This is a genomic window from Pseudomonas sp. Y24-6 (assembly GCF_020295325.1).
In the GTDB taxonomy this organism is placed as follows: Bacteria; Pseudomonadota; Gammaproteobacteria; order Pseudomonadales; family Pseudomonadaceae; genus Aquipseudomonas; species Aquipseudomonas gregormendelii.
Genome location: NZ_JACBXG010000001.1, coordinates 84,433 through 107,710 on the forward strand (window position 1 = coordinate 84,433; position 23,278 = coordinate 107,710).

General features: G+C 61.1%; 20 protein-coding genes. 10 read left to right on the forward strand and 10 right to left on the reverse strand.

Annotation, left to right across the window (positions count from 1 at the left end):
- The first annotated feature begins 3 nt into the window (after window positions 1–3).
- Both lpdA and HYI44_RS00375 read left to right on the forward strand, forming a co-directional pair.
- On the forward strand, window positions 4–1,389 hold the full coding sequence (lpdA, locus tag HYI44_RS00370; protein ID WP_225568457.1) for a dihydrolipoyl dehydrogenase: 1,386 nt from the start codon (window positions 4–6) through the stop codon (window positions 1,387–1,389).
- Window positions 1,390–1,631: 242 nt separating this feature from the next.
- Window positions 1,632–2,651 (forward strand): branched-chain amino acid aminotransferase, encoded by a 1,020-nt coding sequence (locus tag HYI44_RS00375; protein WP_225568458.1) that lies wholly within the window; start codon window positions 1,632–1,634, stop codon window positions 2,649–2,651.
- 116 nt (window positions 2,652–2,767) lie between these two features.
- Here the strand turns inward: HYI44_RS00375 and HYI44_RS00380 are convergent, their stop codons facing one another.
- The 3 genes from HYI44_RS00380 to HYI44_RS00390 all read right to left on the reverse strand — a co-directional run bounded on the left by HYI44_RS00380 (window position 2,768) and on the right by HYI44_RS00390 (window position 5,363).
- Window positions 2,768–3,613, reverse strand: a complete 846-nt coding sequence (locus tag HYI44_RS00380; RefSeq protein ID WP_225568459.1) for a TIGR03915 family putative DNA repair protein — start codon at window positions 3,611–3,613, stop codon at window positions 2,768–2,770.
- Window positions 3,610–4,830, reverse strand: a complete 1,221-nt coding sequence (locus HYI44_RS00385; RefSeq protein ID WP_122839587.1) for a putative DNA modification/repair radical SAM protein — start codon at window positions 4,828–4,830, stop codon at window positions 3,610–3,612. The genes HYI44_RS00380 and HYI44_RS00385 overlap by 4 nt, the downstream gene beginning before the upstream one ends.
- 194 nt (window positions 4,831–5,024) lie before the next feature.
- Window positions 5,025–5,363 (reverse strand): FKBP-type peptidyl-prolyl cis-trans isomerase, encoded by a 339-nt coding sequence (locus HYI44_RS00390; RefSeq protein ID WP_122839586.1) that lies wholly within the window; start codon window positions 5,361–5,363, stop codon window positions 5,025–5,027.
- A 129-nt stretch (window positions 5,364–5,492) separates the two neighbouring features.
- On the opposite strand from HYI44_RS00390, the gene HYI44_RS00395 reads away from it, so the two are divergent.
- Together HYI44_RS00395 and HYI44_RS00400 are read left to right on the forward strand one after the other, a co-directional pair.
- On the forward strand, window positions 5,493–6,551 hold the full coding sequence (locus HYI44_RS00395) for a M4 family metallopeptidase (RefSeq protein WP_225568460.1): 1,059 nt from the start codon (window positions 5,493–5,495) through the stop codon (window positions 6,549–6,551).
- Window positions 6,548–6,871: a protealysin inhibitor emfourin gene (locus HYI44_RS00400; RefSeq protein ID WP_225568461.1), complete on the forward strand. Its 324-nt coding sequence runs from the start codon at window positions 6,548–6,550 to the stop codon at window positions 6,869–6,871. The genes HYI44_RS00395 and HYI44_RS00400 overlap by 4 nt, the downstream gene beginning before the upstream one ends.
- 101 nt (window positions 6,872–6,972) lie before the next feature.
- On the opposite strand, the gene HYI44_RS00405 is transcribed toward HYI44_RS00400, so the two are convergent.
- Entirely contained in the window at window positions 6,973–7,281 is a 309-nt protein-coding gene (locus HYI44_RS00405; RefSeq protein WP_045057686.1) for an RcnB family protein, read from the reverse strand.
- Window positions 7,282–7,474: 193 nt separating this feature from the next.
- On the opposite strand from HYI44_RS00405, the gene HYI44_RS00410 reads away from it, so the two are divergent.
- Window positions 7,475–9,286, forward strand: a complete 1,812-nt coding sequence (locus HYI44_RS00410) for a monovalent cation:proton antiporter-2 (CPA2) family protein (protein ID WP_225568462.1) — start codon at window positions 7,475–7,477, stop codon at window positions 9,284–9,286.
- A gap of 60 nt (window positions 9,287–9,346) precedes the next feature.
- Complete coding sequence (locus tag HYI44_RS00415) at window positions 9,347–10,447, forward strand: DNA alkylation repair protein (protein ID WP_225568463.1); 1,101 nt, start codon at window positions 9,347–9,349, stop codon at window positions 10,445–10,447.
- A 94-nt stretch (window positions 10,448–10,541) separates the two neighbouring features.
- On the opposite strand, the gene HYI44_RS00420 is transcribed toward HYI44_RS00415, so the two are convergent.
- Window positions 10,542–11,444 carry a LysR family transcriptional regulator gene (locus tag HYI44_RS00420; RefSeq protein WP_122839581.1) on the reverse strand — a complete coding sequence of 301 codons (903 nt, stop codon included), beginning with the start codon at window positions 11,442–11,444 and terminating at the stop codon, window positions 10,542–10,544.
- Between the two features lie 124 nt (window positions 11,445–11,568).
- Here HYI44_RS00420 and HYI44_RS00425 point away from each other — a divergent pair, with 124 nt between their 5' ends.
- The 3 genes from HYI44_RS00425 (at window position 11,569) to lldD (ending at window position 16,190) form a co-directional block, all read left to right on the forward strand.
- Window positions 11,569–13,215: a GMC family oxidoreductase gene (locus HYI44_RS00425; protein ID WP_225568464.1), complete on the forward strand. Its 1,647-nt coding sequence runs from the start codon at window positions 11,569–11,571 to the stop codon at window positions 13,213–13,215.
- A gap of 102 nt (window positions 13,216–13,317) precedes the next feature.
- Window positions 13,318–14,940 carry an MFS transporter gene (locus tag HYI44_RS00430; protein ID WP_045057681.1) on the forward strand — a complete coding sequence of 541 codons (1,623 nt, stop codon included), beginning with the start codon at window positions 13,318–13,320 and terminating at the stop codon, window positions 14,938–14,940.
- A gap of 92 nt (window positions 14,941–15,032) precedes the next feature.
- The gene (gene lldD, locus HYI44_RS00435; RefSeq protein WP_225568465.1) at window positions 15,033–16,190 is read left to right on the forward strand and encodes an FMN-dependent L-lactate dehydrogenase LldD; all 1,158 of its coding nucleotides are present in this window, start codon (window positions 15,033–15,035) and stop codon (window positions 16,188–16,190) included.
- Between the two features lie 179 nt (window positions 16,191–16,369).
- Here lldD and HYI44_RS00440 read toward each other — a convergent pair whose 3' ends face one another.
- The 5 genes from HYI44_RS00440 to HYI44_RS00460 all read right to left on the reverse strand — a co-directional run bounded on the left by HYI44_RS00440 (window position 16,370) and on the right by HYI44_RS00460 (window position 21,228).
- Complete coding sequence (locus tag HYI44_RS00440; RefSeq protein ID WP_225568466.1) at window positions 16,370–18,844, reverse strand: TonB-dependent siderophore receptor; 2,475 nt, start codon at window positions 18,842–18,844, stop codon at window positions 16,370–16,372.
- Window positions 18,845–19,023: 179 nt separating this feature from the next.
- The gene (locus HYI44_RS00445; RefSeq protein WP_225568467.1) at window positions 19,024–19,968 is read right to left on the reverse strand and encodes a FecR domain-containing protein; all 945 of its coding nucleotides are present in this window, start codon (window positions 19,966–19,968) and stop codon (window positions 19,024–19,026) included.
- Window positions 19,965–20,486 carry a sigma-70 family RNA polymerase sigma factor gene (locus HYI44_RS00450; protein ID WP_225568468.1) on the reverse strand — a complete coding sequence of 174 codons (522 nt, stop codon included), beginning with the start codon at window positions 20,484–20,486 and terminating at the stop codon, window positions 19,965–19,967. The genes HYI44_RS00445 and HYI44_RS00450 overlap by 4 nt, the downstream gene beginning before the upstream one ends.
- A gap of 89 nt (window positions 20,487–20,575) precedes the next feature.
- Window positions 20,576–20,938, reverse strand: coding sequence for a DUF427 domain-containing protein (locus HYI44_RS00455; RefSeq protein WP_122839575.1), 363 nt, complete (start codon window positions 20,936–20,938; stop codon window positions 20,576–20,578).
- A gap of 131 nt (window positions 20,939–21,069) precedes the next feature.
- Entirely contained in the window at window positions 21,070–21,228 is a 159-nt protein-coding gene (locus HYI44_RS00460) for a hypothetical protein (protein ID WP_201146927.1), read from the reverse strand.
- Between the two features lie 38 nt (window positions 21,229–21,266).
- Here HYI44_RS00460 and HYI44_RS00465 point away from each other — a divergent pair, with 38 nt between their 5' ends.
- Window positions 21,267–23,216: a DNA topoisomerase III gene (locus HYI44_RS00465; protein WP_225568469.1), complete on the forward strand. Its 1,950-nt coding sequence runs from the start codon at window positions 21,267–21,269 to the stop codon at window positions 23,214–23,216.
- Window positions 23,217–23,278 lie beyond the last annotated feature (62 nt).

The window sequence follows — 23,278 nt, forward strand, 5'->3', positions numbered from 1 at the left end:
GTCATGCATCAGACTTTGAACACCACGCTGCTGATCATCGGCGGCGGCCCTGGCGGTTACGTGACCGCGATCCGTGCCGGCCAGTTGGGCATCCCGACCATCCTGGTGGAAGGCCAATCCCTGGGCGGCACCTGCCTGAACATTGGCTGCATTCCGTCCAAGGCACTGATTCACGTCGCCGAGCAGTTTCACCAGACCCGCCAACACAGCCAGCACTCGGCCTTGGGGATCAGCGTGGCGGCCCCCACCCTCGACATCGGCAGGAGCGTCGAGTGGAAGGACGGTATCGTTGACCGCCTGACCACTGGCGTTGCCGCGTTGCTGAAAAAGAACAAGGTCCAGGTCATTCAGGGCTGGGCCAAGGTCATCGACGGCAAAACCGTCGAGGTCGGTGACACGCGAATCCAGTGCGAGCATCTGGTGCTGGCCACCGGTTCCACAACCGTGAACCTGCCGATGCTGCCGATTGGCGGTCCGATCATCAGCTCGACGCAAGCCCTGGCGCCGACCTCGGTGCCCAAGCGCCTGATTGTCGTTGGCGGCGGTTATATCGGCCTGGAGCTGGGGATTGCCTATCGCAAACTGGGCGCTGACGTGAGTGTGGTCGAGGCGCAGGAGCGCATTCTGCCGGCTTACGACGCCGAACTGACCCAGCCTGTGCATGAGGAACTGAAGAAGCTGGGCGTGAAGCTTTACTTGAAGCATAGCGTCCAAGGCTTTGATTCTTCTAGTAATACCCTCCAGGTTCTTGAGCCGGGGGGCGCGACGCTCAACCTGGAAATGGATCAGGTGCTGGTGGCCGTCGGTCGCAAACCCAACACCCAGGGCTGGAACCTTGAAGCCCTGAATCTGGACATGAACGGTGCGGCGATCAAAATCGACGGCCGCTGCCAGACCAGCATGCGCAACGTGTACGCCATCGGCGACCTGAGTGGCGAACCGATGCTCGCGCACCGCGCCATGGCTCAGGGCGAAATGGTCGCCGAGCTGATCAGCGGCAAATCCCGCGAGTTCAACCCGACCGCCATCGCCGCCGTGTGCTTCACCGACCCGGAGCTGGTCGTGGTCGGCAAGACTCCGGACGACGTCAAGGCTGCCGGGCTGGACTGTATCGTTTCCAGTTTCCCGTTCGCGGCCAATGGCCGGGCAATGACACTGGAATCGAAAAGCGGCTTCGTGCGGGTCGTGGCACGTCGGGACAATCATGTGATTGTCGGCTGGCAGGCGGTCGGCGTCGGGGTTTCGGAGTTATCGACAGCGTTCGGCCAGAGCCTGGAAATGGGCGCTCGCCTGGAAGACATTGCCGGCACCATCCATGCGCACCCGACCTTGGGCGAAGCGGTGCAGGAAGCGGCATTGCGTGCTTTGGGGCATGCGTTGCATCTGTAATTCAGAACAATGGATGGCGGCAGAAATGGCCCCATCGCCAGCAGGCTGGCTCGCACATTTGGAATGCGTTCTCTTGTGGGAGCTAGCCCGCTGGCGATTTCTCGAGGCCAACTCGATTTATCTGCCTGTCATCCGATAGTCCGGGCTGCGAAACAGGCCCGGAATGAAGTATTGTTGTCCCCATCCAAAAAACGTCAGAAGCCTTGAACCGCTTTGGCGGTTGTTCAGTGATAGAGGGTGTCATGGGTAACGAAAGCATCAATTGGGACAAGCTGGGTTTTGATTACATCAAGACAGACAAGCGCTATCTCTCGTACTGGCGTAACGGCGAGTGGGACAAAGGCACCCTGACCGAAGACAACGTGCTGCACATCAGCGAAGGCTCCACGGCCCTTCACTATGGCCAGCAGTGCTTCGAAGGCATGAAGGCCTATCGTTGCAAGGACGGCTCGATCAACCTGTTCCGCCCTGACCAGAACGCCCTGCGCATGCAACGCAGCTGTGCGCGCTTGCTGATGCCGTTCGTCGAAACCGAGCAGTTCATCGAAGCCTGCAAAGAAGTGGTTCGTGCCAACGAGCGTTTCATCCCGCCTTACGGTACCGGTGGCGCGCTGTACCTTCGCCCGTTCGTGATCGGCGTAGGTGACAACATCGGCGTGCGTACTGCGCCGGAGTTTATCTTCTCGATTTTCTGCATTCCGGTCGGTGCCTACTTCAAGGGTGGCCTGACGCCGCATAACTTCCTGATCTCCAGCTATGACCGCGCGGCCCCACAAGGCACCGGTGCGGCCAAGGTCGGTGGCAACTACGCGGCCAGCCTGATGCCAGGTTCCCAGGCGAAGAAAGCTCACTTCGCCGACTGCATCTACCTGGACCCGATGACCCACACCAAAATCGAAGAAGTCGGCTCGGCCAACTTCTTCGGGATCACCCACGACAACAAGTTCGTTACGCCGAACTCGCCGTCGGTGCTGCCGGGCATCACCCGTCTGTCACTGATCGAACTGGCCAAATCGCGCCTGGGCCTGGAAGTGATTGAAGGCGACGTGTTGATCGACAAGCTGTCGGACTTCAAGGAAGCCGGTGCTTGCGGTACTGCTGCTGTCATCACGCCGATCGGCGGAATCAGCTACAACGATCATCTGCATGTGTTCCACAGCGAAACCGAGGTTGGTCCGGTTACCCAAAAGCTCTACAAGGAGCTGACGGGTGTACAAACCGGCGATATCGAAGCGCCCGCTGGCTGGATCGTCAAGGTCTGACCTGACGCTCGCGACACCCCGACCCTCCATTGCTGCCGCAATGGGGGGTTTTTTTTGCCTGGGCTATAACAGATTTTGGATAGATCTGTAGGAGCTGATGCGGGGTTCATAGGGTTTCATAGGGTTCCACGGGACGACTCCATCTTGGTTTGACCAATCCGCTTGCCCTGCCGCCCCTTGATCCCGCTGGCCTGGCCATCCTGCTGCTTGCCCGTACGGGCCTGGGTGATCAACCCCGGGATCAACGCCCCCTCCGGCAGGTTCTTCCAGAATCGGGTGGGCAAGTGTCCTTGCATGACCTTGGGGTTCAACCGCGCCGGGTTGAAAATATGGCTGTAATAGGTCAGCCACATGTCACCGTGCGGATCGTCTACGTTCTGCGCCATCTGCTGCCATTGCTCCGGGCATTGACGCAGGTAGTTCAACTGCTCGCCATCGTAATAGACCCCATCCCTGGGCGTGGCAATCATCCAGCGATGGCGCCCCATGCGGCCAATGAAATGCTCGCTCGCACTGTGCAGAATGTCGTGGGCGGGCTCATGCCAGGCGACATATTGCGGCCCGACGCAGCCGGGCAATTCAACGAACCGCACAAATGCATGTAAATGATGAGACTCACGCTGTACCTGTTTGATTCTTCTCTGTAATTCGCTGCCCAGCTTGTCCCCGGACATCATTGCAGTGCGATCCCCATGACTGACTCGCCACAGCACTTCATACAACAGACTCCAGCGCTGATCACCGCGATAACGGGCGGCTTGTTCCAGGGTGTCGAGCAGCAGTCGCGGAATGCGCGCCAGGAACGGCCCCTGTGATTCGGGCAGCGCGTGATCGCTGGCGAACAGGTCCTGCACACCTTCGCTGGCCCACGCCACCAGGCTAGGATCAACCTCATGGCTTAGCAGCCAGCGCGCTTGCAGGCGCCAGGTCTCGAACAAGTCGTCGCAATTGAGATTAATCATCCCCACAACCCCATTTGCTGCGGCTGCGGGCGGTCGCGCAGTTGTTGATACAGCAGATGGCTGGTGACTTCCGCTTGCTGCGGATGGTAGTCGCTGGTGATGAAGAACGGCTTGGCCTTGGCCAGCACACAGCGCATGCGCGCCAGGTCTTCATAACGGATGCGACGCTGGCGGCGCAGTTCCACCAGACGCTCGGTCGTGCGCAGTCCAATACCGGGAATGCGCGAGATCAGGGAAGCCTCGGCGCGATTGAGGTCCAGTGGGAAAATATCCCGATTCTCCAGCGCCCAAGCCAATTTGGGGTCGATGTCCAACGCCAGGTGGCCCGGGCCTTTGAACAGCTCCCCGGCGGTGTAGCCATAACTGCGCAGCAGGAAGTCAGCCTGGTACAACCGGTGCTCGCGCATCAATGGCGGCGCGGCCAGGGGCACGCTTTTCGGACTGTCGGGAATCGGACTGAACGCCGAATAATAGACCCGGCGCAATTTGAAGTTGCCGTACAGCGACTGGGCGCTGTGGAGAATGGTGCTGTCATCGGTGTCATCGGCGCCCACGATCATCTGCGTGCTCTGACCGGCCGGCGCAAACCTGGGGGCTCGCGGCTCGTTGAGAACGGTTTGAACGCCCGTGTAGATGGTCTGCATCGCGCCTTTGATCGAACCGATGTGTTTTTCCGGAGCCAGGGTTTGCAAGCTGGCGTCCGTGGGCAACTCGATATTGACGCTCAGCCGGTCGGCATAGCGCCCCGCTTGCTCGATCAACGCCGGGTCGGCCTCGGGAATCGTTTTGAGATGAATGTACCCGCGAAACTCATGCTCTTCACGCAACAGCCGCGCCACCCGAATCAACTGCTCCATGGTGTAATCCGCCGAGCGAATGATCCCGGAGCTCAGGAACAGCCCACTGACGCAGTTACGACGATAGAAATCCATGGTCAGCGTCACCACTTCTTCCGGTGTGAAACGCGCCCGCGGCACGTCGCTGGAGCGGCGGTTGACGCAGTACTGGCAGTCATAGAGACAGAAGTTGGTCAGCAGGATCTTCAGCAGCGACACACAGCGCCCGTCGGGGGTATAGCTGTGACAGATGCCCATGCCATTGCTCGCACCCAGGCCGCTTTTGCCCTCGGAGCTGCGCTTGGGCGCCCCGCTGCTGGCGCAGGACGCGTCGTATTTGGCGGCGTCGGCGAGAATGCTGAGTTTGTCGATGAGTTCCATGGGGGGCACGCCGCTAACTGTTTGGATATACAGTATAGGGTCGTGGGTCGGGGTTCAAGTTGTTAAACGGCCCTTGGTCTGATTGTCTGAGAGTTCAGAGAAGGTCAAAAGATCGCAGCCTCGTTGCACTCGACAGCGCCTACGCAGCTCCGACGTGGCGCCTACGGAGCTGGCGATTGTGATGTTGACTGCGCTCAATCGTCCCTGGTCAGCACTTCCAGCAATTCGATCTCGAAAATCAGGTTCGAATTTGGCGTAATCGCGCCCATGGTCCGCTCGCCATAAGCCAGATGCGCCGGCACCAGCAATTTTCGCTTGCCGCCCACCTGCATGCCGGGGATTCCCTGATCCCAACCCTTGATGACCCGACCCGTGCCAATCACGCACTGAAACGGTTTGCCCCGGCTGTAGGACGAATCAAACTCTGTGCCGTCTTCCAGCCAGCCGCGGTATTGAGTGGTGATCAGGGCGCCCTTGACCGCCGCCTTGCCGTCGCCTGGCAACAGGTCAATGATCTGTAATTCGTCGTTCATCAATCTTGCTCGCTAGCGGTTAATCAGGGCGTTTTCGCAGAATTCGGCGTGGTTGGCAATCCATGGAACTGAAACGGCAACCGTCCGTCCACATGAGTATCGACTCCGTACTCAGGAAAGGACGCTCTGATGACCGACTCACCGCGCAGTTTCATCCCGCCCTACATTCTTAACCGCATCATTGCCCACGGCTCCGAGCGGCAGCGTTCCAGTGCGCAGAGCACCCTCACCCACGTGCGCACGCTGCGCCACACCCCTCGCCCGCCGGCGCGCCCGCCTGCGACCACCCTGCTGCCACCCTCCACTCGGCCCGGCGTGGCCGAGCGCAGTATCCATGACGCTCAGGGCAAAATGCTCCTGCCAGGGATGCCGGTACGCGTTGAGGGCCAGGCGGCCACGGGTGACCCTGCGGTCGACGAAGCCTATGACGCCTTGGGGGCCAGCTATGATTTTTTCTGGAAAGTGCACGCTCGCGACTCGATCGACAATCAGGGTTTTGCCCTCATTGGCACCGTGCATTACGGGCAGGAGTACGAGAATGCGTTCTGGAACGGTGCGCAGATGGTGTTCGGCGACGGCGATGGCGAGATCTTCGAGCGCTTCACTCGCTCCCTGGATGTCATCGGCCACGAATTGACCCACGGCGTGATCGAAAGTGAAGCCGGGCTCATTTACGCCGATCAGTCCGGGGCGCTGAATGAATCGATATCGGACGTGTTCGGTGTATTGATCAAGCAGCATGTACTGGGCCAGACCGCCGAGGAGGCCGACTGGTTGATCGGCGCCGACCTGCTCGCGCCGCAGATCAAAGGCGACGGCCTGCGCTCGATGGCCCACCCTGGCACCGCCTACGACGACCCGCTGCTCGGCAAGGACCCGCAACCCGGGCACATGCGCAATTTTGTCATCACCCAGGAAGACAATGGCGGCGTGCACATCAATTCCGGCATCCCCAACCGGGCGTTTTATCTGGCGGCCCAGGCGCTGGGCGGATTCGCCTGGCAGAAAGCCGGCCATATCTGGTACGACACGTTGTGCGACCCGCGTCTGGGTACGCAAGCATCATTCAGTGAGTTTGCCGCGCTGACCCTCGAGCAGGCGCTCAAGCGCTTTGGCCCGGACGAACAGCACGCGGTGGCGCAAGCCTGGTCCGATGTGGGCGTAGAACCGAATCGGGAGTCATCATGAAAACCCTGCCAACCCTGGGCGATGATGCAGTCGTCCACCTTTCCCGCCAGGGCGGCGTCGCCGCCATCCATGCCCTGACACGCCCGCGCAGCATCGAGTTCGCCCAATGCGACATGGAGCAGCGCTCGCGCATCTGCAGCGTGCTGGAAGGCTGCCTGCCCTACACCGAACAGGCCGCAGGCCAGGGTGATCAGCGCTTTTACGAAATTGAAGTGCTCTATCGTAGCGGCGAGCAAGATGACCGGATGCTGATGAAAGTGCCTGAAGACCAGGCACCTGTGGATCTGGTGAATCTGTGGGACAAGGGCGAAGTGCTATAAGTCAGCCGATGGCTGGCCACTCAATCTCCTGTAGCCTGGCAAGAGGTTTCAGAAGCGGCCTTTATCCCGCATTGCCGAAACTTTAGCGCATGACCGGGCGTTTATTTTTCCACCGGGGTGATATCGACGATCGTCCCGTTGGTAATCATCACCATCATGTACTTGTCATGCACCTGCACCCACTGAGCTTGCTCCACCGGCGCTTTCAAGCCTTTGGCCTTCCAGTTTTTCAGCGCTTTTTCAGGACGCTGATAGATATCCGGGGCGCGGTCGTTGACATTCAGTTCACGGGTATTGGTAGCACTTGGCTGCACGGTTTTTTCAGGTGGGTCAGCCGCTTGAACGATGGGACTGATTCCGGCAACGCCGGCGGCAATGGCCAGGGCGGCGATGAGGGTTTTGCTGTTCATGGTTGATCCTCCAGAAATGTCGTAATACCTGAACTCCGACTACGGGCGGAGAAAATCATTCACTCAGGACGCAACGATTCGCCGAAGCCGCCAAACAGGCTGCATTCATACAATCATGCCGGCCCATGGCTGACGCGTCCGGTTTCAGGCTTTATCCTTGTCGCCCCCGCCGTACCGAGTTCTGGAGTAAGCCATGCCCCATGAAGGCAACCTGTTGCAAGCCGCTGTCGTCTTTCTGTTTGCGGCGGTGCTGGCCGTGCCCCTGGCCAAGCGCCTGCAACTGGGCGCGGTGCTGGGCTATCTGTTTGCGGGAGTGATCATTGGCCCGTCGGTGCTGGGCCTGATCGGCAATCTACAGAGCGTCAGCCATATTTCCGAGCTCGGCGTGGTGTTGCTGTTGTTCATCATTGGCCTGGAGTTATCACCGAGACGGTTGTGGGTGATGCGCAAATCCGTGTTTGGCGTCGGCCTTGCACAGGTCCTGCTGACCGGCTCGGTGATTGGCGTGACCGCCTTGTTCATGTTCGGCCAGCCGCTCAACAGTGCCATCGTGCTGGGTCTGGGCCTCGCCCTGTCCTCCACCGCCTTCGGCCTGCAGAGCCTCGCCGAGCGCAAGGAACTGACCAGCCCCCACGGCCGACTGGCCTTTGCGATCCTGCTGTTCCAGGACATCGCAGCGATCCCGCTGATCGCCATGGTGCCGCTGCTGGCGGGAGGCGACCACACCTCCACTGCAGCCGAAGATGTCAATCATGGGTTGCGGGTGCTGGGCAGTATCGCCGTGGTGGTGATCGGCGGGCGCTACCTGTTGCGGCCGGTGTTTCGCGTGGTGGCCAGGACGGGGCTGCCGGAAGTGTCCACCGCCACCGCGTTGTTGGTGGTGATCGGCACGGCGTGGCTGATGGACCTGGTGGGCGTGTCGATGGCCTTGGGGGCGTTTCTCGCCGGGCTGCTGCTGGCGGACTCCGAGTACCGTCATGAACTCGAAGCGCAGATCGAACCGTTCAAGGGTTTGCTGTTGGGCCTGTTTTTCATCAGCGTCGGCATGGGCGCCAACCTGAGCCTGCTGCTGAGTGCACCCATCACCGTGCTGGGCCTGACCCTGTTGCTGATCGCCATCAAGTTGCCGCTGCTGTTTGTTGTCGGGCGGCTGGCCGGTGGCCTGGGCAAGGTCAGTGCGATTCGCCTGGGTATCGTGCTGGCAGCGGGCGGTGAATTCGCCTTTGTCGTGTTCAAGATCGGCCGCGACCAGGGCCTGTTCGAGCCGCGCCTTTACGATTTGCTGGTGTTGACCATCACCTTGTCCATGGCTGTGACCCCGCTGCTGTTGCTGGTGTGCGCACGCCTGGTGAGCCCGAAGGTGCAGCCGGTGGTGGTGCCGGAGAAGTTTCGTGAGATCGACACCGATGCCCCGCGAGTCGTGATCGCCGGCATGGGCCGCATGGGGCAGATCGTCGCGCGGATCCTGCGGGCGCAGAACATCAAGTTCGTCGCCCTCGACACTTCAGTGGAAACCATCGAATTGTCTCGCAGTTTTGGCGGCGTGCCGGTGTTCTACGGCGATCCTATGCGCCCGGAAATCCTCAGCGCCGCCAAGGTCGAACAGGCGGAATATTTTGTGATTGCCACCGATGACCCTGACACCAACATCAAGACTGCCGAGGTGGTGCACAAGCTCTACCCGCACATCAAGATCATCGCCCGCGCCCGTAACCGCCAGCATGTGCACCGCCTGGTGGACCTGGGAGCCGAGGCGATTCGGGAAACCTACTATTCGAGCCTGGAAATGAGCCGCCGCACGCTGGTAGGGTTGGGCCTGACCCAGGCCCAGGCCGACGCCCGCATCAAACGCTTCAAGCATCACGATGAACAGGTGCTGGAAGCCCAGCATGCGATTTATGACGATGAGGCCAAAGTGCTGCAGACGGCGCAGGAAGCCCGGGCGGAATTGGCGAAGCTGTTTGAGTCCGATCAGCTGGAAGAGGAAAAACTGGGCAAGGTCTGATTGCTTCAGTACAGGGTGGGCCGTTACCCCAGGCAGCTCACACAACCTAAGGAACCCACAATGGCTGCTGATCAACCCGCTCCTGCGCTTAAGGAAATCTTCAACGCCGAGCGCCTCCGGCACATCGCGACCGAGATGAGCGCGGTGTATCCCGAGTTCAACGCCAAGGCATTCATGAAGATGGCCAACGAAGGCCTCGCCGAATTGTCAATCATGCAGCGCATGGCCCGGGTCAGTGAATGCCTGCATGCGGTGCTGCCGTTGAGCTACGAGGAAACCCTCGGCGTGCTGCGGGCCTTGGCGCCTAGGTTGAACAGCGGATTCGTCAGCATTTCATTGCCGCATTATGTCGCGACCTATGGCAGCCATGCGTTCGAAGAGTCGATGGCCGCGCTCAAATACTTCACCGTGTTTGGTTCATCGGAATTTGCAATCCGATATTTCCTGCGCAGCGATTTCGAACGCACCCTGGCGGTCATGCACCAGTGGTCGCTGGATGACAACGAACACGTCCGCCGCCTGGCAAGCGAAGGCAGCCGGCCGCGACTGCCCTGGTCTTTCCGGCTGGAGCGGATCCAGGCTGATCCGGGCCTGGCCGCTGCGATCCTCGACAACCTCAAGGCCGACGACAGCCTGTACGTGCGCAAGTCCGTGGCCAATCATTTGAACGACATCACCAAGGAGCATCCCGACTGGGTGCTGGACCTGATCGAAGGCTGGTCGCTGGAAAACCGGCACACTGCCTGGATCGCCAAGCACGCCCTGCGCAGCCTGATCAAGCAAGGCAACCGACGGGCACTGGCGATCATCGGCGCAGGCGGCAAGGCCGAAGTCCAGATCACGGACGTTCGGGTTGAGCCGCCAGTCATTACGCTTGGGGAGAAGATCACGCTGTCGTTTGCCGTGCAATCCACGGTCGAGCACGGCCAGCGGCTGGTGATCGATTATGCGATCGACTACGTCAAGGGCAATGGCAGCACCTCGGCTAAGGTGTTCAAGCTCAAGGCGCTGACCCTGCCGGGCAAGGCTTGCGAACGAGTGGCGCGCAGCCAGCAGATCAAGGAGCTCACCACCCGCCGCCATTACGCGGGCAAGCACGCGGTGCATGTGATGGTGAACGGCGAGCGGTTGGCCACAACGTCCTTCGAAATCCTCCCGTGAAATACCCATCCCTTGCTCGCGATGGAGGTACGCAAGAACGCGGGGCAACAGGTGACCCGCCGCGACCTTAAGACCCTCGCGAGCAAGCTCGCTCCTACAGTGCAGCTTGATCCGTGCCCAGCAACAGCTCCTGCTCGCTTTCACACAACGCCACCACGTAGTCCCACAACACCCGCAGCCGCACCGACTTGTGCAGCTCGCGGCGGGTGCTGATCCAGTAGCTGCGCAGAAGGCTTTCATCCGGCAGCAACGCCACCAACCCCGGATCGGCACTGGCCATGTAGCACGGCAGCACCGCGATCCCCAGCCCCGAGCGCGCCGCCTGCTGCTGGGCGATGACGCTGGTGCTGTGGAAGACCACCTGGGGGTTGCGGCAGAAACTGTTGAGGAACATCAGTTCCTGGCTGAACAGCAGGTCGTCGACATAGCCAATCCACGCATGCCGGCCGAGGTCTTCACGGCTGCGCAACGGTGGCGCGCGATCCAGGTAGTCCTGGCTGGCATAGAGCGCCAGGCGGTAGTCCGTGAGCTTGCGCGTGACCAACATGTCGGCCGCCGGCCGTTCCAGGTGGATGCTGATTTCGGCTTCGCGGTTGAGGATGCTGACAAAACGCGGCACCGCGACCAGCTCCACTTCCAGACCGGGGTAACGCTCGAAGAGGTCGTTCATGCGGCTGGCGAGAAACATGATGCCCAGCCCCTCGGTGACCCCCACGCGGATCTTGCCGAGGGGCGCCGTCGATTGGGTCATTTCTTCCTGGGCCAGCAACGCGACGTTTTCCATGGCCTCGGCATGTTTGAGCAGCGCTTCGCCAGCAGGCGTCATCTGGTAACCCTGGGCATGCTGGACGAACAGCGCGGTCCCCAGGCTTTTTTCGATGGCTTCGATATGCCGGGCGACGGTGGCATGGGTGGTGTTCAAACGACGCGCGGCGGTGAGCAAGCGCCCGCTGCGCTGGAGTTCAAGAAAAAACCGCAGGTCATTCCAGTCGAACATCGATCGTCCCCAAGGCCGCACTGTTTAAAAACGCACAGCGGCTGCGCAAAAATTAACATTCTTTAAACGAAAGCTAACAACTAGGATGACTGACAACAAGAACAACAACAATACGAGGTCAGGGATGCCGACTTCCCTTGATGAATACGACTATGTAGTAGTCGGGGCCGGTCCGGCCGGTTGTTTGCTGGCCAATAGACTCTCGGCCAACCCGCAGCATCGGGTCTTGCTGCTCGAAGCGGGCGGTCGCGATAACTATGCGTGGATTCACATTCCGGTGGGCTACCTGTTCTGCATCGGCAACCCGCGTACCGACTGGTGCTTCAAGACCGAGGCGCAACCTGGCCTGCAAGGGCGTGCCCTGAGCTATCCTCGGGGCAAGGTGCTGGGCGGCTGCTCCTCGATCAATGGCATGATCTACATGCGCGGCCAGGCCGGCGATTACGACAGCTGGGCCGCCGACGGCAACCCCGGCTGGGGTTGGGACCAGGTGTTGCCGCTGTTCAGGAAAAGTGAAGACCACTTTGCCGGCGACTCGCAGTTTCATGGCGCTGCCGGGGAATGGCGGATCGAACGCCAGCGCCTGTCCTGGCCGATTCTGGACGCGTTCCGTAGCGCCGCCGAACAGCGCGGAATTGCCAGTGTCGATGACTTCAACCAGGGCGATAACGAAGGCTGCGGGTATTTCCAGGTCAACCAGAAAGCCGGGGTTCGCTGGAATGCGGCCAAGGCGTTTCTCAAGCCCGTGCGGCACCGGCCCAATCTCACGGTACTGACTGACGTCGAAGTCGATCGCGTACAACTGGACAATGGCCGCGCCTCGGCGGTCATCAGCCGCTGCCAGGGCCAACCGAGAACCTTCAGGGCTCGCCAGGAGATCATCCTGTGCGCAGGCGCCGTCGGCTCGCCAAGTATCCTGCAACGCTCGGGCATCGGCCCTCGCCCACTCCTGCAATCACTCGGCATCGGTGTGGCCCATGAACTACCGGGGGTTGGCGGCAACCTGCAGGATCACCTGCAACTGCGCCTGATCTACAAGCTGGAAAATGCCCGCACCCTGAACCAGATCGCCGGCAGCGTGTGGGGCAAGATGGGCATGGGCCTGCGTTACCTTTACAACCGCAGCGGGCCGCTGTCGATGGCGCCGAGCCAGCTGGGCGCTTTTGCCCGGTCGGGGCCGGAGCAGACCTCGGCCAACCTCGAGTACCACGTGCAGCCGCTGTCGCTGGAGCGCTTCGGCGAGCCGTTGCATGCCTTTCCCGCCTTCACTGCGTCGGTGTGTGATTTGCGCCCCCAAAGTCGTGGTCGCGTGGAAATCCGCAGCGCCAATGCCCAGGACGCGCCATTGATCCAGCCCAACTACCTGAGTCATCCGCAAGACCTGCGGGTCGCGGCGGATGCCATTCGCCTGACCCGGCGCATCGTGTCGGCCCCCGCCCTCGCCCGCTTCAACCCGGTGGAATATCTGCCCGGGGACAGTTTGCAAAGCGAGGAAGAACTGCACGAAGCGGCCGCGCGCATCGGCACGACGATTTTTCACCCGGTGGGTACCTGCCGCATGGGCAACGATCGGGACGCGGTGGTCGACGCGCAGCTCAAAGTCCACGGCATTCCCGGTCTGCGGATTGCCGACGCTTCGATCATGCCAAGAATCACCTCGGGCAACACCTGTTCGCCTACGCTGATGATTGCGGAAAAGGCCGCAGAGTTGATCCTCAATCCAACCTTAAGGAGCACCACCACGCCAAAGGAACGGGTCACCACCACCTGAAACCCCCGCGCACGCACTACCTACATCGAAGTACCGGCACCCGCCCACAAGGCAGGCGCCGACAGTGGAACAAAAACAACAATCACTGTAAGGGATACCGATATGTCAGAACATGTTCAGCCGCTGGAGACCGTGGGCCGCGCCGAGATCGGTCACGACACCCGCAAGGTCATCTTCGCCTCGTCACTTGGAACGGTCTTCGAGTGGTACGACTTTTTTCTCTACGGCGCGCTCGCCGCAGTGATCAGCAAGCAGTTTTTTTCGGGGGTCAATGACACCACGGCGTTCATCTTTGCCCTGATGGCCTTCGCGGCAGGCTTCATCGTGCGGCCGTTCGGCGCGCTGGTGTTCGGCCGACTGGGGGACATGATCGGGCGCAAGTACACCTTCCTGGCGACGATCGTGCTGATGGGCGTGGCGACCTTCTGCGTCGGCCTGCTGCCCACCTACGCCAGTATCGGCATTGCCGCGCCCATCATCCTGGTGGTGCTGCGCATGCTCCAGGGCCTGGCCCTGGGCGGTGAATACGGCGGCGCGGCGACCTACGTGGCGGAACACGCACCGATCGGCAAGCGCGGCTTCCACACCAGCTGGATCCAGTCCACCGCAACCCTCGGCCTGCTGCTGTCGCTGCTGGTGGTACTGGGGTGCCGCTACTTCACCGGCGACCAATTCGAAGTCTGGGGCTGGCGAATCCCGTTCCTGTTTTCCATCGTGCTGCTGGGGATTTCCACCTGGATTCGCCTGAGCCTGCACGAGTCCCCCTCATTCGTGAAAATGAAAGAGGAAGGCAAGCTCTGCAAGCAGCCGATTCGTGACTCCTTCGGCAAATGGGAAAACCTCAAGGTGGTGCTGATTGCCCTGTTCAGCATCAACGCCGGTCAGGCCGTCACCTTCTACGCGGCGCAATTCTATGTGCTGTTCTTCCTCACCCAGTTCCTGAAGATGGACCCGGCCCTGGCCAACAGCCTGCTGATCATCAGCGTGATCATCGGCGCGCCGTTCTTCATCTTCTTTGGCTGGCTGTCGGACAAGGTCGGGCGCAAACCGGTGCTGATGCTCGGCCTGCTGCTGGCCACGGTCCTGTACTTCCCGATCTTCAAATCCCTGGCGCACTACGCCAACCCGGCCATTGACCTGGCCAGCCAACAAGCGCCGATTACGGTACTGGCCGACCCGGCCACCTGCACCTTCCAGTTCGATCCAGTGGGCAAAGCGAAATTCGACAGCCCGTGCGACAAGGTCAAGACCTTCCTCGTCAAGCAAGGCCTGCCCTACAGCAGCGCCGCCGCCCCTGCGGGTAGCGCCGTACAGGTCAGCGTCGGCGACGTGAAGATCGACGGCTATGACGAAGCCGCCCTGCGCGGTGCGATCACCCTGGCCGGTTATCCCTCACAGGCAGACACCCAGCTGATCAACAAACCGATGATCGTGGCATTGATCGTCGGGCTGATCATCATCTCCGCCATGTGCTACGGCCCACTGGCAGCGTTGATGGTCGAGCTGTTCCCGACGCGCATCCGCTACACCTCGATGTCCCTGCCCTATCACATCGGCAACGGCTGGTTCGGTGGCTTCCTGCCGACGGTGTCGTTCGCGCTGGTGGTCTACACCGGGGATATTTTCTATGGGCTCTGGTACCCGGTGCTGATCACCGGGGTGAGCCTGGTGGTCGGCTTGATCTGTTTGCGTGAGACGAAAAACGTCGACCTGGACACCAACTGACAGCAGACGAAAAAACGCCCCGCACACGCGGGGCGTTTTCGTTAACCTGAGCACATGGGTCATCGCAATCACCAGACCGAGGCAGCGTCTTCATGATCATTTCATCTGCATCCGACTATCGCGAGGCGGCGCGGCGCAAACTCCCGCGCTTTTTGTTCGATTACATCGACGGCGGGGCCTATGCAGAGCATACGTTGCGGGCCAACAGCGCCGATCTTAGCGGCATCAGCCTGCGCCAGCGGATCCTGAAAAACGTCGAGACCCTGAGCCTGGAGACCACCCTGTTCGAACAGAAACTCGCGATGCCGATCGTGTTGGCGCCGGTCGGCCTGACGGGCATGTTTGCTCGCCGGGGTGAAGTCCAGGCCGTCAGGGCTGCGCAGAACAAAGGCATTCCCTTGTGCCTTTCGACGGTCTCGGTGTGTTCGATCGAGGAAGTCGTCGCCCAGAGCCAGCAACCGATCTGGTTCCAGCTGTACGTGCTCAAGGACCGCGGTTTCATGAAAAACGCACTCGAGCGCGCCAAGGCGGCCGGCGTGAGGAACCTGGTGTTCACCGTGGACATGCCAACGCCCGGCGCGCGTTATCGCGATGCGCATTCGGGGATGTCCGGTCCGTACGCTTCGTCACGGCGCATGCTGCAAGCCATGACCCGGCCCGACTGGGCCTTCAACGTCGGCCTCATGGGCCGTCCCCATGACCTGGGCAACATTTCCAGATACCTGGGCAAGGCCGTGACCCTTGAGGACTACATGGGCTGGCTGGCGAATAATTTCGACCCATCGATCAGCTGGAGTGACCTGGAGTGGATACGCGATTTCTGGCAAGGGCCGATGATCATCAAGGGCATCCTCGATCCCCAGGATGCCAGGGACGCTGTCAGCTTCGGGGCTGACGGCATCGTCGTGTCGAACCATGGCGGCCGCCAACTGGACGGCGTGCTCTCGACCGCCCGGGCATTGCCACCGATCGTGCAAGCCGTGGCGAATGACCTGACCGTGCTGGTCGACTCGGGCATTCGCTCGGGACTGGACGTGGTGCGCATGCTCGCGCTGGGTGCCAAAGGCGTCCTTCTGGGACGATCAATGGCCTACGCGCTGGCCGCCGACGGTCAACGCGGAGTGGAAAACATGCTGGATATCTTTGCCCGGGAAATGCGCGTGGCCATGACGCTGACCGGGGTGACGTCGATCGATCAGATCGACGAAACCACGTTGGTCCAGGCACAGAAGCTATCGGACCTGGTTTAACTGATTCGACTGCTTCGGCTATTTCTACTGCGTCCCTGCGTCTCTGCGTCTCTGCGTCTCTGCGTCTACTGTAGGAGCGAGCTCGCTCGCGAAAAACCAGAGGACGCCGCGGGGTATTTGGGCCCCCGCGTTATCGTTAACGACCATCGCGAGCAAGCTCGCTCCTACAGTTGTGCCTCTTAGAAACTCGCTTTCACCGACAACATGAGATTGCGCGGGTCCCCATAGTAGTTGCCGAACGCCTCGGTACCGATCGTTGCGTAGTAGCGCTTGTCGAACAGGTTGTTGCCATTGAGCGCCACCGACCAGGTGTCGTCGATACGGTAGCCGATGCGCCCGTTCCAGATCGCGTAACCCGACTGAGTGATTTTGTTTCCGGAAGACGGCGACACCCGGAAATTATCACTCTGAGCGTTCACCCCAGCGCCAATCGAAAAGCGTTCAAGGACGCCATCGAGCGCGTAGTCGCCCCACATGCGCAACACATGGCGTGGCACGTAACTGTTGAACGCCGCGCCATTGAGGCTGGTATCGATGTCATCGAGAGTCTTGGTCTGGGTGTAGGTATAGCCGGCAAGCAGCTGCAGCCGCTCTATCACCTCACCGCTGATCTCCGCCTCGAACCCCTGGGCCCGGACCTTGCCCGCGTTGACGTAGCAGTAGCCATCCGATGACGGGCATGAGGAGTTGAAGTCGGTCTGTGCCTGGTCCTTCTGGAGGGTACGGAACAGGTTGAACGAGCTGTTCAGGCGACCGTCGAACCAGGCGCCCTTGATCCCCAGCTCATAGCTCTGGCCCACGAGCGGCTTGAGCGCCGATCCGTCTTCGGAGCGGTAGTTACCCTGGGGCGTGAAGATATCCGAGTAACTGGCGTAGGCCGTGAGGTTCTCGTTGAGGTCCAGCAGCACTGCGGCGAACGGCGTGACCTGTCCGGTCTCGGTAGTACTTGAGTGCTCGGAAGTACCCGAATTGATGAACACCGAGTCGGTGTCGGAGTCGTACCAGCTCACCCGCCCGCCGACCACAAGCGTCAGGGGATCTGCCAGCTTCAGGCGCAGGGTCGAGTACAGGCCCTGTTGTCTGGTGACGGAGTTGACCGGGCCACCGCGGGAGGAATTATCGATGAAGTAACTCTCATCCGGCTCCGGGATATGTTTGTCGGGGTTGAACACATTCTGCCGCTGGGGCAGGAACGCCACGCTGTAGAAATCATCTTTTTTCGATCGACTGGCGTTAACGCCCACAACCAGTTCGTGTTGCTGGCCAAACGCAGCGAACTTGCCATCCACGTAGGCATCGAGTCCGTAATCGACCTGATCGTAGTCATACAGGCTACCCAGCATGCCGGTGGTACCGACACCCGGGGTGACGGCGCCGGAAGCAAAGGCGTACTTGATGTCCTGGGTGTTTTTTGTGTAGACGCTGGCAACCTTCAGCGCCCAGTCCTCGTTGATCTGGTGTTTCACGTCACCGAACACCGTGGTGCGCTGGCTGCGCCAAGTGTTCCAGGACGGATCCAGACAGGTCGAGCGCCCCAGTTTCAGGTCGCTGCCATCGCGGTAACGCGGCAGGCCGCCCCAGCATGGGCTGGCATCAACGTCTTCATAGGCCACGCCCAGGCCCAGGGTGGTGTCGGAACTCAGGTCGAAATCCAGCGCGCCGTAGTAGACCTGATCCTTGCGACTGGCATCGTCGACGGAGTAGTGCCGGCTCTGTTCGGCCACCACCGCCCGCCCCCGCAGGGTACCCGCTTCGTTCAACGGGCCAGCCGTGTCGACCTGGCCGCGATAGTTGTCCCAGCTGCCACCAGACAGTGTGATATCGGTGTGTGCAGCGCTGGTGCCACGCTTGCGCACGAAATTGACGCCGCCCGCCGTGCCGCCCGAGCCTTTCATCATCCCCGCAGCGCCACGCAGCACTTCGACCCGATCGTAATACGCCATGTCACCGCTGAAACTGTCGGCCTGGACATACAGATTGCCCATGTCCAGCGGCACGCCGTCGTACTGATACTGGCCGGACATCCGGAAGCCCCGGGAATAGAAATACTTGCCGCCCATGGTCGAGTCATAGACGGTAATGCCCGGGGTCTTTTCCATCACCTGGTCGATGGTGTTGAGGTTCTGGTCATCGAGCATTTTGCGGGTCATCACCGTGACCGACTGCGGTGTTTCCTTGAGCGAATGTTCGCCTTTGCCGATAGTGATTGCGCCCGTGGTGTAGGAGCCGCTGTCCTCGGTGGTGGCCCCAAGCAGTTGGCCATTGATGTTGGTGGCGCCAAGCTCCAGCGCCGAGCCGGCAGACGGTGCAGGTCGCAATACGTAGGTACCGTTGGCCTGGGGCTCGGCCTGCAGGCCACTGCCGTGCAGGATCCGCGCAAAGCCATCACTGATAGCAAACGCGCCATTGATGCCGGGAGAGCTCAAGCCTTGAGTCTGACGCGCATCAAACGAGATGGCCGCGCCTGCCGTACTGGCAAAACGACTGAGCACTTCGGTGAGGCTGCCGGCAGCAATATCGTAGGTTTGCACGGCGCGTTGCTGGTGTGCCGGCGCAGCCAGTGCTACGCCTGGCCAGGCTGCGCTGGTAGTCGCTGCAAGCAAGCCGATTTTTACTGCAATCGCCAGACGACCTGGCATGTACACCCGAGACATGTTTACCCTCCCCCAGAACCCATCAATAAAATCTCACTGAGGGATGAGCCGAACGGTGCTGCTGAAAAGTGCAAGGGCTCTGAAATTATTTTCAGTGGGGCCAGCCCGGCTCGGTGGGAGCAATGCATGCTCGCGAAAGCGGCACTCAGATGGCGCGGCGATCGCCAGCAAGCAGGCGCCTACCGCGAAACCGTCACCCAATAACGGCTGTACCGAACGAGCCGCAACGAAAACCCGCTCTCCAGCGCCGCCAGCGCCAAATCCGTATTGTCGATCGGGAATGCCCCCGACACTTTCAAATCGGCAATACGCGGATCACAACGCAACACGCCCGAGCGATACCGCGAAAGATCTTCGAGCAGATCCGCCAACGGGCGATTGATGGCAATGATGCTGCCCTGTTGCCAGGCGCCGACCGACGCATCATTGCGGCGCACCGGGCCCAGCGTGCGCAGGGTGAAATCCATGCGTTGGCCTGCCTCCAGGCGAACCGTCGAACTGCCTTTGTGCGCACTGACCTCCACGGCTTTTTCCAGCACGGCCACCTCACCGCCCGAGCCTTCGGCGCGGACGATAAAGCGCGTTCCCAACGCCAGGACCTCGCCGTGTCCGGTGACCACTTTGAACGGACGCCGGGAAGTATCGACAGCCGTTGTCACAAGAATTTCCCCGCGCACCAGCTCCAGTACCCGCTGGTGACCGTCGAAGCGCACGTTGACCGAAGTAGCGGTATTGAGCAGCAACGAACTGCCATCGGCCAGCCGCCATTCACGGCGCTCTCCCACCGCAGTGCGCAAGTCGGCGAACAGCGTTTGCGTAGCGTCGCTACGCCAGCCCAGCCACCCCAGAGACCCGGCCGACGCCAGCACCAGGACACTGCGCAAGACGTGTCGACGCGACCGCTCGGCACCGCGCAGGGCCGGGGATGCCAGGGCACCGGGAACGCTTGTCATCTGCTCGCACACGGCTGAAATTCGTTGCCAGGCCAGATGATGGGCAGGGTCCGCGCTTAACCAGTCGCGCCACGCGGTTCGCTCTGCATCGGTGGCTACGCCGGACTGAAGCCTGGCGTACCAGCGGGCAGCTGCGCTGATCGACTTCAACTCCTCTGCAGAAGGGCTCATGTCAGTTGCAACTGAATCTGCATCAGGCAGCAGTGCTCCATGGCCCTGGCCATGTGATTGTTCACGGTGCGGGTGCTGATACCCAGGCGTTCGGCGATTTGCGGGTAGGTCAGGCCGTCGAACTGGGACAGGATGAACGTCTGCTTGACCTTCGTCCCCAGGCCCTGCAGCAGCCGATCAATCTCCATCAACGCCTGCAACAGGATCGCCTGCTCTTCCAGCGACGGTTGTTGCGATTCAGGCATGGTCGCCAGCGCTTCCAGATAGGACTGCTCCAGCGAGCGCCGCCGGAACAGGTCCACCAGCAGGCCCTTGGCGATCATCGACAGGTAGGGGCGCGGCTCACGGATCTCCAGCGCGTTGCGCGCCCTGATCACCCGGACGAACGTATCCTGCGCCAGGTCCGCTGCATCGAACGTGTTACCCAGCCGTTTGCGCAACCAGCTGCTGAGCCAGCCATGGTGTTCGCAGTACAGCTCATTGACGGCACTGCGCAGGGACAATTCGTGGGTGGGCATGACAATGGAATTATTCGCGACTGATAATGACTCGCATTGTCATGTTTGTAACAGGTCATTGGCAATACCCATCATCCGAACGCGTTTTATCAGACCTCGGCGTCCAGCAATTCGAACTTCACCTGATCCGGGTAGAACGCGACGTAATCCTTGATCTGTTCCACCGACACCTTGGGCTTCTCGTAACTCCATACCGCGTTGGCCCCCTCATGCCCGGGAACCTGCAGGCTGAAATAGCTGGCATCGCCCTTGTACGGGCAATAACTGGTGTGATCGGTGCGGGCAAAGTACTTCTCGTCGATGTCTTCGCGCGGGACGTAATACACCGGCGGGTAATTGGCCTCCAGCAGCACCAGCGCGCGCGAGGACGCGGCGACCTGGATGCCGTGGAATTTCACCAGAAGACAGCCCGGTTGTTCAGCAATGGTTATGACCGCGGGGGGAGTTGGCATGGAGTGGGTTCCTCTTGGAAGACTTGACTCGATTGGTGCGAAAGCGCGTGCCCGCGCAGGGCAAGCATCCTCTTAAAGGGCAGCTTGGCGTCGTCAAAACCTGCATCACCAGCTATCAGGTATAACCCAAGTTACGCCTGCACGAACGCTTCACAGCCGAACGGAAGCTTCACTCCAGGCTCTTCGGTGATGGGCTCGGCCCGATGGCAGTGGCTCAGGGCAATGATCGGAAACTCATCCGCTGTACATCCATACAGATAAAGGTTGATCCCTCGCCCGTCAACCGCCATTCTGTGAACCTCTCGGACATTGAACAACGATGGTGGTCATGCGGCTGTACCTCTGTGAAAAACCTTCCCAGGCCAAGGATATTGCGGCCGTGCTCGGCGCCCGGCGTCGCGGCGATGGCTGCTGGCTGGGAACGGATGTCACGGTGACCTGGTGCATCGGCCACCTGCTGGAAACCGCGCCACCGGATGCCTACGACGCTCGCTACAAGCGCTGGGTGCTGGCAGACCTGCCGATCATCCCTGATAAATGGAAGATGACCGTCAAGCCGCGCACTGCCAGCCAGTACAAGGCAGTCAAACGATTGCTGGGCGAAGCCGATGAGCTGGTGATCGCCACGGACGCCGACCGCGAAGGCGAAATGATCGCTCGGGAGCTGGTCGAACACTGCCGGTATCGCGGGCCGATTCGTCGCCTCTGGCTATCGGCGCTGGACGACGCGTCAATTCGCAAGGCGCTGGCGGCGCTCAAGCCGGGAGCCGAGACGTTCAGCCTGTACCACTCCGCCCTGGGCCGCTCTCGGGCCGACTGGCTGATCGGCATGAACATGAGCCGCCTGTTCACCCTGCTGGGAAGGCAGTCCGGTTATCAGGGCGTGTTGCCGGTCGGTCGAGTACAAACGCCCACCCTGCGCCTGGTGGTGGATCGGGATCGCAGCATTGCCGATTTCGTCCCGGTCGCCTATTGGGCGATTGACGTGCAACTGCTGCACGAGGGCACACCATTCACCGCACAATGGCGCGCAGCTTCCGAGGTTTGCGACGACCAGGACCGCTGCCTGAACCCGGAACTGGCCCGGCAGGCCGCAGCAGCTATCAGCCAGGCGGCCAGCGCCCGGGTGGTCAAGCTGCGTACCGAGCGCCTGCGTGAAGTCGCCCCCCTGCCCTTCGACCTGGGCACTTTGCAGGAGGTCTGTTCGAAGAAACTGGGCCTCGGTGCCCAGGAGACGCTCGACATCGCCCAGGCACTCTACGAAACCCATAAGGTCATCACCTATCCCCGCAGCGACTGCGGCTACCTGCCGGTCAGTCAGCACAGCGAGGCGCCTGGCATTCTGGCCGCGTTGAGGCAGACCGATCCCGGCCTGGACGCATTGAATGATCACCTTGAACCGCACCGACGCTCCCGCGCCTGGAACGATGCCAAGGTCAGCGCTCACCATGGGATCATCCCCACGGCAGCGGCAAACAACCTCGAGCGACTGGTGGGCAAGCAGCGGGCGGTGTACACGTTGATTCGCGCACGCTACCTGGCGCAGTTCCTGCCCAACCACGAGTACGACCGGACCCAGGCCGACTTTGATTGCGCCGGTCAAGCACTGCGGGCCGTCGGCAAGCAGATCGTCGAGCCCGGCTGGAAACGCGCCCTGCCCGAGGCCCTGGCCCCGGCCAAGGGACGCGAAGCGCCGGTTCCGCAAACCTTGCCGGCCCTGGCCGAAGGTCGTGAATGCAAGGTTGTCGACGTCAAGCTCAAGGACCTCTGGACTCAGCCGCCCAAACCCTTCACCGAGGGCGACCTGATCAAGGCGATGAAAAATGTCGCCAAGCTCGTGGAAGATCCGCTGCTCAAGCAAAAACTCAAGGACACTACCGGCATCGGTACCGAAGCGACTCGCGCGTCGATCATCCAGGGGCTGCTCGACCGCGGCTACCTGATTAAAAACGGCAAGGCGCTGGCCGCGACCCCGGCGGCATTCAGCCTGATCGACGCCGTGCCCCGGGCCATTGCCGACCCGGGTACCACGGCGATCTGGGAACAGGCGCTGGACATGGTGCAGAGCGGCGAGATGAGCCTGGAAGAGTTTGTCACCAAACAGGCCGCCTGGATGAGCAAACAGGTGGCCCGCTGCGCAGGCCTTAGCCTGACCATCAGCGGGCCTGCAAGCCCGGCAGGGCACGGAGCCACGCCGTGGAAAAACAAACGCAAACCGGCCAAGCGCAAACCGGCCACCAGCGCCCGGCGCGCGGCAAAACCGGCGAGCAAACCATAAGGGCACTTCGCAAGGACCGTGATGGTCTAGTGTTGTTCAAGCCCGGCGCCAGCCCACTACCT

Excerpts from the sequence above, each read along its gene's own strand:
- HYI44_RS00405 (WP_045057686.1), bottom strand. The coding sequence starts at position 7,281 with ATGAACAGCAAAACCCTCATCGCCGCCCTGGCCATTGCCGCCGGCGTT.
- HYI44_RS00385 (WP_122839587.1), bottom strand. The coding sequence starts at position 4,830 with ATGGAACTCATCGACAAACTCAGCATTCTCGCCGACGCCGCCAAATAC.
- lpdA (WP_225568457.1), top strand. The coding sequence starts at position 4 with ATGCATCAGACTTTGAACACCACGCTGCTGATCATCGGCGGCGGCCCT.
- HYI44_RS00395 (WP_225568460.1), top strand. The coding sequence starts at position 5,493 with ATGACCGACTCACCGCGCAGTTTCATCCCGCCCTACATTCTTAACCGC.
- HYI44_RS00445 (WP_225568467.1), bottom strand. The coding sequence starts at position 19,968 with ATGAGCCCTTCTGCAGAGGAGTTGAAGTCGATCAGCGCAGCTGCCCGC.
- HYI44_RS00420 (WP_122839581.1), bottom strand. The coding sequence starts at position 11,444 with ATGTTCGACTGGAATGACCTGCGGTTTTTTCTTGAACTCCAGCGCAGC.
- HYI44_RS00425 (WP_225568464.1), top strand. The coding sequence starts at position 11,569 with ATGCCGACTTCCCTTGATGAATACGACTATGTAGTAGTCGGGGCCGGT.
- HYI44_RS00375 (WP_225568458.1), top strand. The coding sequence starts at position 1,632 with ATGGGTAACGAAAGCATCAATTGGGACAAGCTGGGTTTTGATTACATC.
- HYI44_RS00450 (WP_225568468.1), bottom strand. The coding sequence starts at position 20,486 with ATGCCCACCCACGAATTGTCCCTGCGCAGTGCCGTCAATGAGCTGTAC.
- HYI44_RS00400 (WP_225568461.1), top strand. The coding sequence starts at position 6,548 with ATGAAAACCCTGCCAACCCTGGGCGATGATGCAGTCGTCCACCTTTCC.
- lldD (WP_225568465.1), top strand. The coding sequence starts at position 15,033 with ATGATCATTTCATCTGCATCCGACTATCGCGAGGCGGCGCGGCGCAAA.
- HYI44_RS00380 (WP_225568459.1), bottom strand. The coding sequence starts at position 3,613 with ATGATTAATCTCAATTGCGACGACTTGTTCGAGACCTGGCGCCTGCAA.
- HYI44_RS00455 (WP_122839575.1), bottom strand. The coding sequence starts at position 20,938 with ATGCCAACTCCCCCCGCGGTCATAACCATTGCTGAACAACCGGGCTGT.
- HYI44_RS00465 (WP_225568469.1), top strand. The coding sequence starts at position 21,267 with ATGCGGCTGTACCTCTGTGAAAAACCTTCCCAGGCCAAGGATATTGCG.
- HYI44_RS00460 (WP_201146927.1), bottom strand. The coding sequence starts at position 21,228 with ATGGCGGTTGACGGGCGAGGGATCAACCTTTATCTGTATGGATGTACA.
- HYI44_RS00415 (WP_225568463.1), top strand. The coding sequence starts at position 9,347 with ATGGCTGCTGATCAACCCGCTCCTGCGCTTAAGGAAATCTTCAACGCC.
- HYI44_RS00410 (WP_225568462.1), top strand. The coding sequence starts at position 7,475 with ATGCCCCATGAAGGCAACCTGTTGCAAGCCGCTGTCGTCTTTCTGTTT.
- HYI44_RS00440 (WP_225568466.1), bottom strand. The coding sequence starts at position 18,844 with ATGTCTCGGGTGTACATGCCAGGTCGTCTGGCGATTGCAGTAAAAATC.
- HYI44_RS00390 (WP_122839586.1), bottom strand. The coding sequence starts at position 5,363 with ATGAACGACGAATTACAGATCATTGACCTGTTGCCAGGCGACGGCAAG.
- HYI44_RS00430 (WP_045057681.1), top strand. The coding sequence starts at position 13,318 with ATGTCAGAACATGTTCAGCCGCTGGAGACCGTGGGCCGCGCCGAGATC.